The 13,754-nt window shown below is 68.2% G+C and carries 11 protein-coding genes; 7 read left to right on the top strand and 4 right to left on the bottom strand.

Features of this window, described 5'->3' with window-relative positions; translation table 11 throughout:
• Window positions 1–15: 15 nt before the first annotated feature.
• The 3 genes from ACFJI2_RS08610 to ACFJI2_RS08620 are packed head-to-tail and all read right to left on the bottom strand — an operon-like array spanning window position 16 to window position 2,793.
• Window positions 16–831, bottom strand: a complete 816-nt coding sequence (locus ACFJI2_RS08610; RefSeq protein WP_377704621.1) for a substrate-binding periplasmic protein — start codon at window positions 829–831, stop codon at window positions 16–18.
• A complete protein-coding gene (locus ACFJI2_RS08615; protein WP_377704622.1) occupies window positions 828–2,096 on the bottom strand; it encodes a TCR/Tet family MFS transporter in 1,269 nt (422 codons plus the stop codon). The genes ACFJI2_RS08610 and ACFJI2_RS08615 overlap by 4 nt, the downstream gene beginning before the upstream one ends.
• 37 nt (window positions 2,097–2,133) lie before the next feature.
• Window positions 2,134–2,793 (bottom strand): HD domain-containing protein, encoded by a 660-nt coding sequence (locus tag ACFJI2_RS08620; RefSeq protein WP_107872172.1) that lies wholly within the window; start codon window positions 2,791–2,793, stop codon window positions 2,134–2,136.
• A 158-nt stretch (window positions 2,794–2,951) separates the two neighbouring features.
• On the opposite strand from ACFJI2_RS08620, the gene ACFJI2_RS08625 reads away from it, so the two are divergent.
• Both ACFJI2_RS08625 and ACFJI2_RS08630 read left to right on the top strand, forming a co-directional pair.
• Entirely contained in the window at window positions 2,952–3,443 is a 492-nt protein-coding gene (locus ACFJI2_RS08625) for a chemotaxis protein CheW (RefSeq protein WP_107872175.1), read from the top strand.
• Between the two features lie 8 nt (window positions 3,444–3,451).
• Complete coding sequence (locus ACFJI2_RS08630) at window positions 3,452–5,068, top strand: methyl-accepting chemotaxis protein (RefSeq protein ID WP_377704623.1); 1,617 nt, start codon at window positions 3,452–3,454, stop codon at window positions 5,066–5,068.
• Between the two features lie 67 nt (window positions 5,069–5,135).
• Here the strand turns inward: ACFJI2_RS08630 and ACFJI2_RS08635 are convergent, their stop codons facing one another.
• Window positions 5,136–5,972, bottom strand: coding sequence for a reverse transcriptase-like protein (locus tag ACFJI2_RS08635; protein ID WP_377704624.1), 837 nt, complete (start codon window positions 5,970–5,972; stop codon window positions 5,136–5,138).
• A gap of 176 nt (window positions 5,973–6,148) precedes the next feature.
• Here ACFJI2_RS08635 and ACFJI2_RS08640 point away from each other — a divergent pair, with 176 nt between their 5' ends.
• From ACFJI2_RS08640 to ACFJI2_RS08660, 5 genes are all read left to right on the top strand, one after another.
• Window positions 6,149–7,969 carry an ABC transporter ATP-binding protein gene (locus tag ACFJI2_RS08640; RefSeq protein WP_377704625.1) on the top strand — a complete coding sequence of 607 codons (1,821 nt, stop codon included), beginning with the start codon at window positions 6,149–6,151 and terminating at the stop codon, window positions 7,967–7,969.
• The gene (locus tag ACFJI2_RS08645) at window positions 7,959–9,827 is read left to right on the top strand and encodes an ABC transporter ATP-binding protein (RefSeq protein ID WP_377704626.1); all 1,869 of its coding nucleotides are present in this window, start codon (window positions 7,959–7,961) and stop codon (window positions 9,825–9,827) included. The genes ACFJI2_RS08640 and ACFJI2_RS08645 overlap by 11 nt, the downstream gene beginning before the upstream one ends.
• 165 nt (window positions 9,828–9,992) lie before the next feature.
• Window positions 9,993–11,252, top strand: a complete 1,260-nt coding sequence (locus ACFJI2_RS08650; protein WP_377704627.1) for a sigma-54 interaction domain-containing protein — start codon at window positions 9,993–9,995, stop codon at window positions 11,250–11,252.
• Between the two features lie 139 nt (window positions 11,253–11,391).
• Window positions 11,392–12,444 carry an LLM class flavin-dependent oxidoreductase gene (locus ACFJI2_RS08655; RefSeq protein WP_377704628.1) on the top strand — a complete coding sequence of 351 codons (1,053 nt, stop codon included), beginning with the start codon at window positions 11,392–11,394 and terminating at the stop codon, window positions 12,442–12,444.
• Window positions 12,445–12,468: 24 nt separating this feature from the next.
• Complete coding sequence (locus ACFJI2_RS08660; RefSeq protein WP_377704629.1) at window positions 12,469–13,605, top strand: LLM class flavin-dependent oxidoreductase; 1,137 nt, start codon at window positions 12,469–12,471, stop codon at window positions 13,603–13,605.
• The last annotated feature ends 149 nt before the right edge of the window (window positions 13,606–13,754 follow it).

The following is a 13,754-nucleotide window of genomic DNA, read 5'->3' on the forward strand; positions in this document are numbered from 1 at the left end:
TGGGCAGCCCTGCGCCTAGCGCGGGCGCACGCTTTCGGCGAGAATGTCGGCGCGGTGGACGCGCTGGAAGGCCTCCATGACGGCGTTGGACTTGGCCACCCCCTCCATCATGTCCAGCATGGCCGCCTGGTCTTCCGGCTTGAGCGAGCGGCGCGACACGTAGATGCCGCTCACGCTCCACGGCAGCTCCGGTATCGGCTCGACGCGCAGCTTGTCCAGCACGCCCGCCAGGCGCGCGTCGCGCATCACCGCGCCGGCCAGCGTGGTCGGCCCCATGATGGTGACGTCGATGGTCCCGGACTGCATCAGCCGCGCCACCGCCACCGCATCAACCTCCTGGAACAGGCGTCCCTGCTTGGCCAGCTCCTTGATCAGCGCCTGATAAGGCTCGCCGTAGTCGAAACCGCGCACCACCGCTACCCGCAGCTCGCGCCGGTCCAGCAGCTCCTGCGCGCTGGTGAGCGCAGGGCGCGGCCCGGCCAGGGATATGAGCGTGGCGCGGTGGCCGAGCAGGGGAATGAAGGTGCCGAGCTGGTCGCGCGCCGGCGTACGCGAGGCGGGCAGCAGCAGGTCGGCCTTGCCCATCTCGAACAGCACTTCCTGGCGCGCGCGCGGTACCGCGGAGAAGACCAGCTGGCAGCCGATTTTCTGGCTGGCCGCGCGCAGCACGTCCGGATAGATGCCGGACACCGTGCCGCCCGTGATGACGATGCTCACGCCGATGGGCGCCACCGGCACGGCAATCTCGCGCGAACACTCGGCGCGGGCTGTCGCCGCAGCCATCAGCGCGGCCGCCGCCGTCGCCGCCGTGCAACCCCAGCGCAGCATCATGGCTGCACCGCAGGGCTGCTCTGCTGCTTCATGTCATGCGTGCGGAAGTAGTGCCGCGCCACCAGGATGGCCACCGCCTGCATGGCCGCGCACACGAAAAAGCTGCTGCCGATGCGCCAGTCGTTGGCCGGCAGGTGGCTCACTTCGCCCAGGATGGCGCTGCCCAGCAGCGGCATGAAGATGATGCCGATGCTGCTGATCGACTGCAAAGACCCCATCAACTCACCCTGGCGCCCCGCGTCGGTGGCCTTGGAAATGATGCCCTGCAGCGCAGGCCCGGCCGCAAAAGCCATCAGGTTGCAGCAGATGAACAGGTACATCATCCAGCCCTGCGTGGCCAGGCCGTACAGCGTGTAGGTGATGCAGCCCGAGGCCAGCCCGATCAGCGTGAGCCGCACCTCGCCGAACCACTTGATGAACACGCCCAGCAGCCCGGCCTGCACCACGGCCGCCGCCATGCCCACGCAGAACAGCGCGGCGCCGTTCTGGCCGGGGCTCCAGTCGAAGCGGAAGTGGGTGTACAGCACCCAGGTGGACTGCAGCATCATCTGCGCGCAGGTCATCAGCGCGAAGGCGATGATCAGGCCGCGGATGTCCTCGCGGCGCGCCAGCTTGAACAGGCCGTCGAGCGGATTGACGCGGGTCAGCTTGAACTTGGAGCGGCGCGCCTCGGGCAGCGATTCGGGCACGAAGAAATAGCCGTAGATGAAATTGGCCGCCGACAGGCCCGCCGCCACGTAGAACGGCAGGTGCAGGTCGATGCTGCCCAGCAGGCCGCCCAGCATGGGGCCGGCGATGAAGCCCAGGCCGAAGGCCGCGCCGATCTTGCCGAAGCTCTTGGCGCGGTTCTCGTGCGTGGAAATGTCGGACGCGTAGGCCGAGGCCACCGACATGCTGGCCGAGGAGGCGCCGCCGATCACGCGGCCGATGAACATGCAGGCCAGGTTGGGCGCCCAGGCCGTGGACAGGAAGTTGATGCACATGCCGGCCATGGAATAGAGCAGCACCGGCCGCCGTCCCACGCGGTCCGACACCGCGCCCAGCATGGGCATGCACAGGAACTGCATCAGCCCGAACACCGCCCCCATGATGCCGTACCACAGCGCCTGCGCGTCGCGCGTGTGGACAAACTCGCCGACCAGGATGGGCAGCACCGGCACCACCAGGCCGATGCCCAGCATGTCGATGAAGACGCACACCAGCACGAATTTGAGGTTGCCGTTGGAGGTGGTGGACAGGGGGGCGGTTTCGCTTTGGCTGGTCATAGGCAGGACTAAGGGCAGGACTAAGTGATAGCGTTTGCTACGGCGTGGCGGGGCTGGCGGCCCATTCGGCGATGAAGCTGTCGCGGAAGGCGATCAGCTCGGCCAGGCGGCTCTGGCCCAGGCGGCGCCCGGCGGCCGTCTGCATCTTGCCGGGCAGGGTGGCCAGCTTGACGTCGATATGGTCGAGCGAATAGGCCTTGTCGTCCAGCTCGCGGTGCAGCGCCATCGGGTCGTCCGCGTGCGCCAGCGCGCAGCCCATGCGTCCGGCCGTGTAGAACATGCGCGCCAGGCCGACCGCACCCAGCGCGTCGAGGCGGTCGGCGTCCTGCACGATCTTCGCTTCGATGGTTTCGGGCTGGATGCCGGCCGAGAAGCTGTGGGTTTCAATGGCGTGCGCGGTGGCGGCCAGTTTCTCCGACGGGAAGCCCAGTTCGGCAAGCTGGCGGCTGGCCAGGCGGGCGGCCTGGCGCGAGGCCAGGTGGCGGTCCGGGGAGTTCTTGGGCAGGTTCACCAGGTCGTGCAGATAGCAGGCCGCCAGCACCACCAGCGCGTCCGCTTCCGGGTAATCGTCCATCAGCAAGGTGGCGTTGCGCCACACGCGGTGCAGATGGTTGGTATCGTGCGCGCCGTCATCGGCGGCGCCAGCGGTGGCCAGCGCCACCAGGCGCGGGTGCCAGCTACTTAACAACGTATTCATTCTTCTCCTTGGGGCGGGCTGCTGTTGCCCTGTGATTGTGGCATTGAATTGACAAGAAGGCCATAGCAGTTTGCTTGCTGACTATTGCTCTGATGCATTTATTTGCTGCGAGAATTCTTGACTTACGGTAACATTGCGGCTCTTTTTGAGAGGAACCTATGTCCACCGACGCCATTTCCACCGCCAATGTCGCGGCCGCCGCCGAATACCTCGCCTTCACCCTGGGCCAGGAAGAATACGGCATCGACATCCAGAAAGTCAGCGAGATCCGCAGCTACGAGGCGCCCACCCGCATCGCCAGCGCGCCGGAATTCGTCAAAGGCGTGATCAACCTGCGCGGCCTGATCGTGCCGATCGTGGACATGCGCATCAAGTTCAACGTGGGCGAGCCGACCTACAACCAGTTCACCGTCGTCATCATCCTGAACATCGGCCACCGCGTGGTGGGCATGGTGGTCGACAGCGTGTCGGACGTGACCATACTGACCCCCGAACAGGTCAAGCCGGCCCCGGAGATCACCTCCACCCTGAACACCGAATACATCGTCGGCCTGGGCACCATCGACGAGCGTATGCTGATCCTGGTGGACATCGACCGCCTGATGACGAGCGCCGACATGGGCCTGCTCGACACGGCGCTGGCCGCCTGAGCGCCGGCGTGAGCGTCCTGACCCGCATCAGCATCGGCAAGCGCCTGGCACTGGGCTTTGCCATCATCCTGGCCCTGTCGGTGGCCATTACCGGCATTTCCATCTGGCGTCTGCACGCGGTGGCCAGCGCCACGCGCGCGATGATGGAGGCGCCGCTGGCGAAAGAGCGCATGATCAGCGACTGGTCGAGCAAGATCGACAGCGCGATTCGCCGCACCACGGCCATCGCCCGCAGCAGCGACCCCTCGCTGGCGGCCTATTTCGCCGACGAAGCGAAGAAGTCCAGCGCCATCTCGGCCGAGCTGCAGAAGAAGGTCGAAGCGCTGATCGGCGACGACGAGAAGGAGCTGTTCGCCCGCATCGGCGAGCAGCGCAAGATTTACCTGTCCTCGCGCGACAAGGTGGCCAAGCTGAAGGCCGACGGCGCGCTGGAAGAGGCCGAGGCGCATTTCAATAACGTGTTCGCGCCGGGCGCCGCCGCCTACCAGGGCCTGATGGCCGAGCTGCTCAAGCTCCAGCGCAGCAAGATCGACGCCATTGCGGTGCAGATCGAGACCGGCGCGGAGGCCAGCCGCACGCTGCTGATAGCGCTCACTGTGCTGGTGCTGGCCTTCGGCGTGGTGTGCTCCTGGCTGCTCACCACCGGCATCACGCGTCCGCTGGGGCAGGCGCTGGAGGCGGCGCGCCGCGTGGCCACGGGCGACCTGACCGGGCGCATTACCGTCAGCGGCAGCGACGAAACCGGCCAGCTGCTGCTGGCGCTGCAGGACATGAACAGCGCGCTGCTCAACATCGTGCTGCAGGTGCGCAGCGGCACCGCGCAGATCGAAACCTCGTCCACCGAGATTGCGGCGGGCAACCAGGACCTGTCGTCCCGCACCGAGCAGCAGGCCGGCTCGCTGGAGGAGACGGCGGCGTCGATGGAAGAGCTGACCGCGACCGTGAAGAACAACGCCAGCAATGCGCACCAGGCCAGCGAGCTGGCCAGCGCGGCGGCTGGCGTGGCGGTCAAGGGCGGCGCCGTGGTGGCCGAAGTGGTGGGCACGATGGAGGCCATCAATGCCGCCTCGCGCAAGATCGTGGACATCATTTCCGTCATCGATGGTATCGCTTTCCAGACCAATATCCTGGCCTTGAACGCGGCCGTGGAAGCGGCGCGCGCCGGCGAGCAGGGACGCGGGTTCGCCGTCGTGGCCAGCGAGGTGCGTACCCTCGCGCAGCGCTCGGCCGCTGCCGCCAAGGAGATCAAGGAGCTGATCGGCGATTCGGTGGACAAGGTGAACCAGGGCAGCAAGCTGGTGGCCGACGCGGGTTCGACCATGGAGGACATCGTGTCCAGCGTGCATCGCGTGAGCACCATCATCACCGAGATCACTACCGCCAGCAAAGAGCAGAGCGCCGGCATCGACGAAGTGTACAAGGCCATCGGCGAGATGGACCAGGTGACGCAGCAGAACGCCGCGCTGGTGGAGCAATCCGCCGCCGCCGCCGAATCGATGCAGCATCAGGCGGCGCAGCTTGCGCAAGTGGTCAGCGTGTTCCAGGTCGGCGGCGCGGCCGGCCCGGCAGCAGGCCGCCCCTCCGGCGCCCGCGCGCCGGCCAGCACCAAGCTCGCGCTGCGCTGACCGGCACCGGCGGCAAGGCGCTCGCGCTGCGCTTGTCCGGCGCGGCCAGCGCCAGGCCCGCGCTGCGCTAGTCGGCGCCGGCCCATGAGGCGATCGCCTGTTGCGACAGGCGGTCCGCCTCGCCGTTGCGGTGGCGCGGCACCCATTGCAGGGTGACGTCGCCCGTTGCCCCCAGCTTCGCCAGCAGCCCGAGCACTCGCTCTCGGTGCGCTTCCAGTCCCTTCGCACCGGCGCCCGGCCTTGCCGCCGAGCCGGTCGCCACGTCGCCGATCACCACCTGGCTGTCGCCGTAAACCGCCAGCAGCGGCGGCCGCGCGGCGACGGCCGCCTCCAGCAGCGCTTCCAGGGCCAGATACTCCGCCTCGCCGCTGTTGCCGTGCCCCGCGCGCCGGCTGATCTCGACCCGCTGTCCCTCAGGCCCAAGCAATAGCGCGCCGATGCCCAGCCGGCCCGGGTTCGGATGCGCCGAGCCGTCGAACCACGCCTGCCAAACGCCCGCCTGCGGCGCCAGGCGCGCCTGCCTGCCCGCTAGCTTCTGCGCACGCGCCGCCGCCTTGGCCTCGCGGCGCTCCGCGTCCTCCTGCTTGAGCTTTGACCGCGCCGCCAGCAGGGAATGCACGCCAGCGAGGTCCACGCCGCCCACCGCGTTCATCGCGTTCATCGCGTTCACCGTTTCCGCCGCTTCCGCCTCGCCTACCGCTTCCGCCTCGCCCGTAGCGCCCACCGCGCGCGCTGCGCTCGCAGCGTCCGCAGCACCCGGCTTGCGCGCGGACTGCGCCAGGATGCGCAGCAGCGCTTGCGTTTCGTCCAGCCCAGCGCTGGCGGCCAGGCGGCGCGCCGCCACGCGTTCGTTGTGGAAGGCAGCTTCGGCCAGCACGGCCAGGGGAGGGCAAGGAATCGTCATGCCGCCATGCTACCGCCTGCACGCCGCCCGAATCAACAAGCACTGCTGAAAATTGCACAGCGCTGCTGCCTTTTGCGCACGCCGGCGCACCCCAGCCGAGAAATCGCCCGCTCTGCCGCTGGCACGGATCGTGCGGATAAGGAAGCTCCATTTCACTCCGCACCAGGAAAAGCATAGTGACCAAGCCATCCAACGTCCGGCAGCCGCTGTTGCGCTGCCTCGCCCTTTACCGCCTGATGCCGTGGCGCTTCGCGCTCACCGCCACGCTATTCACCATCGTCAATCTCAGCCTCGCATGGCAGCAATGGCTGGTGGGCCGCGCCGTGCACGACGTGGAAAGCGGCCGCGCCGTCCAGCGCCAGGCCGACGGCACGCTGGACTGGTCTCTGGCGCGCTACTGGCTGCTGGCACTGCTCGCCGTGGCCGGCGTACGCGCCGTGCTGCAGTACAGCGGCGGCGTCATGTCGCTCATCATCGGCCAGGACCTGCTCACCATCCTGCGCCAGCGCATCCTGCAGCAAGTGCAGCGGCTGGATCTGGCCTACCACTGGCGCCACGGCGTCGGCGAACTGGTCACCCGTACCACGCGCGACGCCGACAAGGTGCGCGACGCCCTCATCAGCTTCTGGCGCCAGGTGTTCGAGACCGCGCTGGTGGTGATCGCCTCCATCGGCCTGCTGTGCTGGTACAACCCCTTTCTCGGCCTGCCGCCGCTGCTGCTCACACTGGCCGGCATCGGCATCTTCGTCGCGCAGACCGGCAAGCTGGTGCACCTGGACCGCGCCGCCGGCGCCGCCTACGACAAGGTGAACCAGGAACTGAGCGAGGGTGTGAACGGCGTGCGCGTCATCAAGGGCTTCGGCCTGGAACAGCGCCGCATCGCCGTATTCAGCGCCCACGTGGACGAATTCGTGCGCCTGGCGCGCCAGGCATTGGCCTACTCCGCTTCGCACATCCCGCTGCCGCAGGCCGTGGTCGCGCTGGGCCATGTGTGGATACTGGCTTACGGCGCCCACTTGGTGCAGCAAGGACGCATGAACGTGGGCGAGATCGTGGCCGCGCTGCTGGTGGCGAACACGCTGGTGTTCCGCATCGAAGGCGTCGGGCGCGTAATGCAGATCTTCGCCGACGCGCGTTCGTCGGCCGGGCGCATATGGGAGCTGCTGGACGAGCGGCCCGGTATCGTGGACGGCGCCGTGGCGCGCTCGGCGGGCCTTGTGGCCCCTTTGCCGGAAGGCGCGCTCGGCCTGCGCCTGACCGGCGTGGACATCGCGGCACCCGGCGGCAGCACGGCAATCCTGTCCGGCTGCGACTTCGAGGTGGCGCCGGGTGAAGTGGTAGCGCTGGTGGGCGCCACCGGTTCCGGCAAGAGCACGCTGGCAGGCCTGCTGCCACGCCTGCTGGAACCGGACCAGGGCGCCGTGCGCATCGGCTCCCCTTGGGCCGGCTGGCGCGACCTGCGCGGCCTGGACCTGGGCCAGCTGCGCCGCAAAGTCCACGTGGTGCCGCAGGAAAGCTTCCTGTTCTCGGACACGCTGGCGGCCAACCTGCGCCTGGCCAAGCCCGACGCCACCGACGCCGAACTGGAGCAGGCGCTGGCCTGGGCCTCGGCCTCCGAAGTGGTGCAGGGCATGGAGCACGGCCTGCAAACCCGCCTCGGCGAGCGCGGCGTGACGCTGTCCGGCGGCCAGCGGCAGCGCATCTGCCTGGCGCGCGCGCTGCTGGCGCGGCCCGCCATCCTGGTGCTGGACGACGCCACCAGCGCGCTGGACGCGCTCACCGAACGCCGCGTGCTGGACAACATCCGCCGCCTGCACGCCAGCGGCGATTACCCGGTGACGGTGCTGATGGTGGCCAGCAAGCTGTCCACCATCCTGCTGGCCGACCGCGTGGCCATGCTGGCTGGCGGCCGGATCGCCGCGCAAGGCACCCACCAGGCGCTGATGGCGTCGCACGCCGGCTACCGCGAACTGCTGGGAGGCGGCGATGGCAAATAATCTGCGCGGGCAGGCCGCCCTGAGCGACATCGAGCTGGAACAGGCGCTGGCGCGCAAGGCGCTGGACCGCAGCATGTTCTGGCGCCTGCTGCCGCTGCTGCGCCAGGTGCGCGGCCGCATCGGCGCCGTCATCGCGCTCGAAGCGCTGCTGGTAGGCGTGATCTTCCTGCGTCCCTGGTTCCTGCGCGAAGTGATCGACCACGGCTTCATCCGCACCGCGGCGGGCATACTGCTCGATACGCGTTTGCTGGCCTGGATGGCGGCCGGGCTGGCGCTCAGCTGGATACTGCGCTTCCTGCTGTCCGGCCTGTCCCAGTACTTCGCAGGCGGAGCGGCCATCCACATCCTGAACGCGCTGCGGGTACGCGTCTACGCCCATGTGCAGTCGCTCAGCGTGCGCTACTTCGACCAGACCAAGGCCGGCCGCATCATTTCGCGCGCCGACCGTGACGTGGACGCGCTGGAACCGCTGCTGATCCAAGGGCCGCCCGAGCTGCTGTCTGCGCTGCTGCGCTGCCTGGTGGCGGGCGTGGCGCTGTGGCTGATCTCGCCGCGCCTGTTCGCCGCGCTGGCTGCCGTGGTGCCGCTGCTGGCTGGTGCCACCTGGCTGTTCAAGCGCATCTCGCAGCAGAACTGGGCGCGCGTGGCCGAAGCCCGCGCGCGCTTCACGGCCCACCTGGTGGAAACCGTGTCCGGCGTGCGCCTTATCAAGCAGCTGGTGCATGAAGACGTGAACGCCGGCCGCTATCTCGGCCTGCTGCGCCATTTCAACCATACCCTGGTGAGCGGCAATATCCGCTCCAGCTGGTTCCTGCCGTTGACGCAGGTACTGAGCACCCTGGGCATGGGCTTGCTGCTGGTGGCGGGCGGCTTCGGCATCGCCGACGGCAGCATGACCGTGGGCCAGCTGGCGCAAAGCCTGTTCTACGTGCACCTGTTCCTCGGCCCGCTGCAGGAGCTGAACGACCTGTTCGAGCGCTACTCGTCCGGCGCGGCCTCCGCGCAGCGCATCTTCCTGCTGCTGGACACCGAGCCCGAGATCAGCGATCCGGCCTTGCCGCAGCAGCCCGCGCGGCGCGGCGAAGTGGAGTTCGCCAACGTCGGCTTCGCCTACGACCCGGCCGGCGCGCGTGCGGTAATACGTTCGCTGGACCTGCACATACCGGCCGGGCAGGTGTTGGCCATCGTTGGCCCCACGGGGCACGGCAAGAGCACGCTGGTGCAGCTGCTGGCGCGCCTGTACGAAGTGCAGTCCGGCGCGGTGCTGGTGGACGGCGTGGACGTGCGCCACTACCGCCAGCAGGAGCTGCGCAAGGTGATCGGCGTGGTCTTGCAGGACAACGTGCTGTTCTCCGGCACCGTGCTCGACAACCTGCGGCTCGCGGCGCCGGACGCCAGCGACGGCGCCCTGGTCGCCGCCGTGCGCGAACTGGGCGCGGACGAGGTGCTGGAACGCCTGCCGCAGGGCTACCGCACCGAAGTGGGGCCGCTGGGCGGCTTCCTCAGTCACGGCCAGCGGCAGCTGGTGTGCCTGGTGCGCGCCTACCTCGCCAATCCCGCCGTGCTGGTGCTGGACGAGGCCACGTCCGCCGTGGACCTGCACACCGAGCGCCGCATCCAGGCCGCGTTGCGGCGGCTGTGCCAGGGCCGCACCGCCATCATCATCGCGCACCGGCTGGCCACCATACGGGACGCGGACCGTATTGCCGTCATCTGGAACGGCGAGCTGGCGGAGGCGGGCACCCACGACAACCTGATCGCGCAGGGCGGCGCCTACGCCGAACTCTATGGCGCCTACGCCGCCGCGCAGCAGGAAATCGCCACCGAGGACCAGCTGGGATATCTGAAAACCGGATAAGCAAGCGTGGCACTATTCGTTCACTAGGCTTAGGCAGCGCGCTATAGTCGATTCATGGAACTACTAGCCAACCACTTCACATCCGAATTCGCGCGCAGCGCCCACTTTGCCAAGGGAGTGGAAAGCGACGGGGAACCGCTCGTCGCTTTCCGCGAGGCTCAGAAAATGAGCTTGCTGGTGCGCGCCACCGCCTTCGTCTTCGCCGACCCGCGTTCGCGCGAGCTGCACCAGCTGATCGAGCGCATCGCGCCGAGCGAGGCCACGGTCCTGATCACCGGGGAAACCGGCACCGGCAAGGAGCTGATCGCGCGCCATGTGCACGCCAACAGCAGCCGGCGCGACGCCAGCTTCGTGGCCGTGAACTGCGGCGCCTTCCTGGAAACGCTCATCGAGAGCGAACTGTTCGGCTACGAGCGCGGCGCGTTCACCGGCGCGCACCAGGCCAAGGCCGGCTGGTTCGAAACCGCGCGCGGCGGTACGCTGTTCCTGGACGAGATAGGCGATTTGCCGCTGCCGATGCAGGTCAAGCTGCTGCGCGTGCTGCAGGAGCGCGAAGTGGTGCGGCTGGGCGCGCGCAAGGCGATACCGATCGACGTGCGTCTGATTGCCGCCACCAATGTGGACCTGGCCGAAGCCGTGCGGGCAGGGCGCTTCAGGGAGGACTTATATTACCGGCTGCAGGTGATCTCGCTGCCGCTTCGGCCCTTGCGCGAGCGGCCCGGCGACATCATGCCGCTCACGCGCCATTTCCTGCAGATCTACGCGCGCCGCCTGCATTTGACGGACGTGTCGATTACGCCGGACGCAGAGCGCGCCTTGCTGGACTACCCGTGGCCCGGCAATATCCGCGAGTTGGAGAACGTGATCCACCGCGCGCTGCTGGTCAGCCATGACGGCGCCGTCACGGCCTACGACCTGAGCCTGCGTGGCTGGGCGCGCAACGAGCCGCTCGGCGAAGCGCGCGAGCCGCAGCACAGCCCGGCGCATCCGCTGGACGAGGCGCGCTCGCCGTACGGGGCGCACCATGCAACCACCGCTACCGCTACCGCCACCGCCGCCACACACGCGCCGCCACAGTGGCCCGCTGCCGCCGCCGCGCACGCGCCGCCCCAATGGCCCGCCGCCGCCGCGCACGCGCCGCCCCAATGGCCCGCCGCCGCCGCGCACGCGCCGCCCCAATGGCCCGCCGCCGCAGCGCCTGGACCCGGCGCCGGTTACGCATTGGACACTGCCACGGCTCGCTTCCACGCCGCATGGCGCGCGCTGCTGGCATCTGGCGAGAACATCGAATTCGAAGCGCTGCAGCACGAGCTTGCGCTGGCCGCGTTCGAGAGCACCGACCGCAACCAGGTGCGCGCATCCAAGCGCCTGAACATCAGCCGCAACATCATGCGCACTTACCTGAAGAAGGCAGGCGTGCTGTAGATTCGCAAGCACAGGCTGCTGCGCAATCAGCAGCCTGTCCAAGGCGCAGCACGCACGGCGAGCAATAGCGCGTTTCAGGCATGGCATGGTTTCTGCGTTGAGTAAGTGGCTGACACCACAACTCACGAGGAGCTGAAACATGACCATAGAATTCATCTGGCAACTGCCCACCGCTGGCGATGGCCGCTACGGCGAAGCCGCCCGCACGCGGCGCGGCGAGCGCGACGCCCTGTCAGGCTCGCCCTACAGCGACGGCGTGTCCGACCCGCGCGGCAAGCGCTTCAACTATTACGACTACCTGCACCAGGTGGCGCGCGCCGCTGACCTGTCCGGCTTCGATGGCGTACGCATCAGCCACGACCTGCAGGGCGAGGAAGCGTGGATTGTCGCCGGCTATGTGGCGCGCGGCACGCGCCGCATCAAGCTGGTGACCGAGTTCGAAGCCGCCTGGGGATCGGCGGTGTACGCCGCCAAGAACGCCGCCAGCTTCCAGCGCTTCACGGGCGGCCGCCTGGCCTGGCAGATCGCTCCCGGCGGCGCGGCCGAAGAACGGCGCCGCCATGCCGACTACGCGGAAGACGCCGACGTGCTACCCCGCATCGACGAATTCCTGACCGTCGCGCGCGGCGTGTTGACCACGGCGCCGTTCAACTTCAAGGGCAAGTTCTTCGAAGTGGGCGAGGGTGGTTTCCGGGGCACGCTGGCCAATAACCCGGTGCCCAGGGTCTACCTGTCCGGCACCAGCGACGAGGCGTTCGCGCTCTCCGCGCGCCAGGCGGACGTCCATGTGTTCGACGCCGCACCGCCGGAAGCGCTGCGCGAACAGGCCGCGCGCCTGTCGGCGCTTGCCGCCGCAGCGGGCCGCCAAGTTGCCATCGGCCTGCGCATCAACGTGCTGGCGCGCGAAACCGAGGCAGAAGCCCAGCGCGACGCGGCCATCTACCGCAGCCAGTCAGCAGGCGCCGGTGCCGCACCCGCCGCCGACGCCGCCGACGCCGACGCCGACGCCGACGACACGCTGGTCGGCAGCTTCGAGCAGGTGACGGACCGGCTGGCCGAATACGCAGCGGCAGGCGTGTCCAGCTTCCTGCTCTCGGCCGTGCCGCACCTCGAAGAAGCCTACCGCTTCGGCGAAAACGTCTTACCCGCCTTGCGCGAACGCCTGGCTGCCGCCGAGCGTCAGGCCGCCTAACCACACCCACACCTGGAGCACAACATGACTGTAGATTTCTTCTGGCGCCTTCCCACTCACGGCGAGCCGAGCTCGCACCGCAGCCGCACGCCGTACCGTGGCGACACGCTGGCGGGCAACGCCCAGCTTGAGCTGGCGGGCGGCTACACCTATATCGACTACCTTGCCGAGATCGCCCACGCAGCCGAAGTCTCCGGCTTCCACGGCGGCCTGATTCCATCCTTCCCGATGACGGACGAACCATGGGCCATCTCCGCGCTGCTGGCAAGCGAGACCGACACCTTCCGTTTCATGATCCCGTTCCAGCCCGGCTTCCTCAACCCGGTCGCAGCGGCCCGCATGACGGCCAGCCTGCAGCGCGCCACCGGCGGGCGTGCGCTGTACAACGTCATCACCGGCGGAGGCGGTCCCGCGCAGCTGTGGTGGGGCGACTCGGCCAGCCACGACGACCGCTATCGCCGCACCACCGAATTCCTCGATATCGTACGCGGCGTCTGGCAAGGCGGCCCGTTCTCCTACCAGGGCAAGTTCTACCAGCTGGAACACGGTGGCCTGCCGGACCCGCTGTCGAAAGAGGAGTTCCCTGAAATTTACTTCTCCGGGTCCTCCGACGCCGCCCTGGCATCGGCCTCCAGGCACGCCGACTACTACCTGACCTGGCTGGAGCCTTTCGCTGCCCTGCGCGAAAAATTCAGCCGCGTGAAGGAGAAGACCGACCTGCTGGGCCGTAAAATCAAGTGCGCGGTGAGGGTCGATATTGTCGCCCGCGCCACCGAGGAAGAAGCCTGGGACGAAGTCCGCAAAGGCTTCGAACGGGTGGACGCCGAAACGCTCAGGCAATTCCTGGCGCCGCAAGGGGACTCGGTCGGCGCCGCCCGCCAGCGCTCCAACCTGCCCACAACGCTGAACAGCTACCGTGACCTGATCATCGAACCCAACGTCTGGTCAGGCTTCAACCTGCTGCGCGGCGGACAGACGCAAGGCATCGTCGGCAGCTACCAGCAAGTCGCCGAACGCCTGGATGAACTGGTCCAGCTGGGCGCCGACGCCTTCATCCTCTCCAGCACGCCGCACCTGGAAGAAGCCTACCGCGTGGGCGAAGAAGTCCTGCCGCTGGTACGCGGCCATGTGCAGCCGCAAGCGCTGCGTGCTGTCGGCTGAAAAGCAGCACTGTCGCCCAGGCAGCAAGCCTTGCCTGGGTGTTCAAAAATCACCAGTTCGTTCCATTTCAAAGTAAGCCTTACAGGACAAGGCTTGCTTTGATGGCCCCAGCCAGGCATGGCGCTTGCAATGATTAACTTACCCGTTAC

Origin of the sequence: Pseudoduganella sp. UC29_71 (genome assembly GCF_042693265.1) — a bacterium.
In the GTDB taxonomy this organism is placed as follows: Bacteria; Pseudomonadota; Gammaproteobacteria; order Burkholderiales; family Burkholderiaceae_D; genus Rugamonas.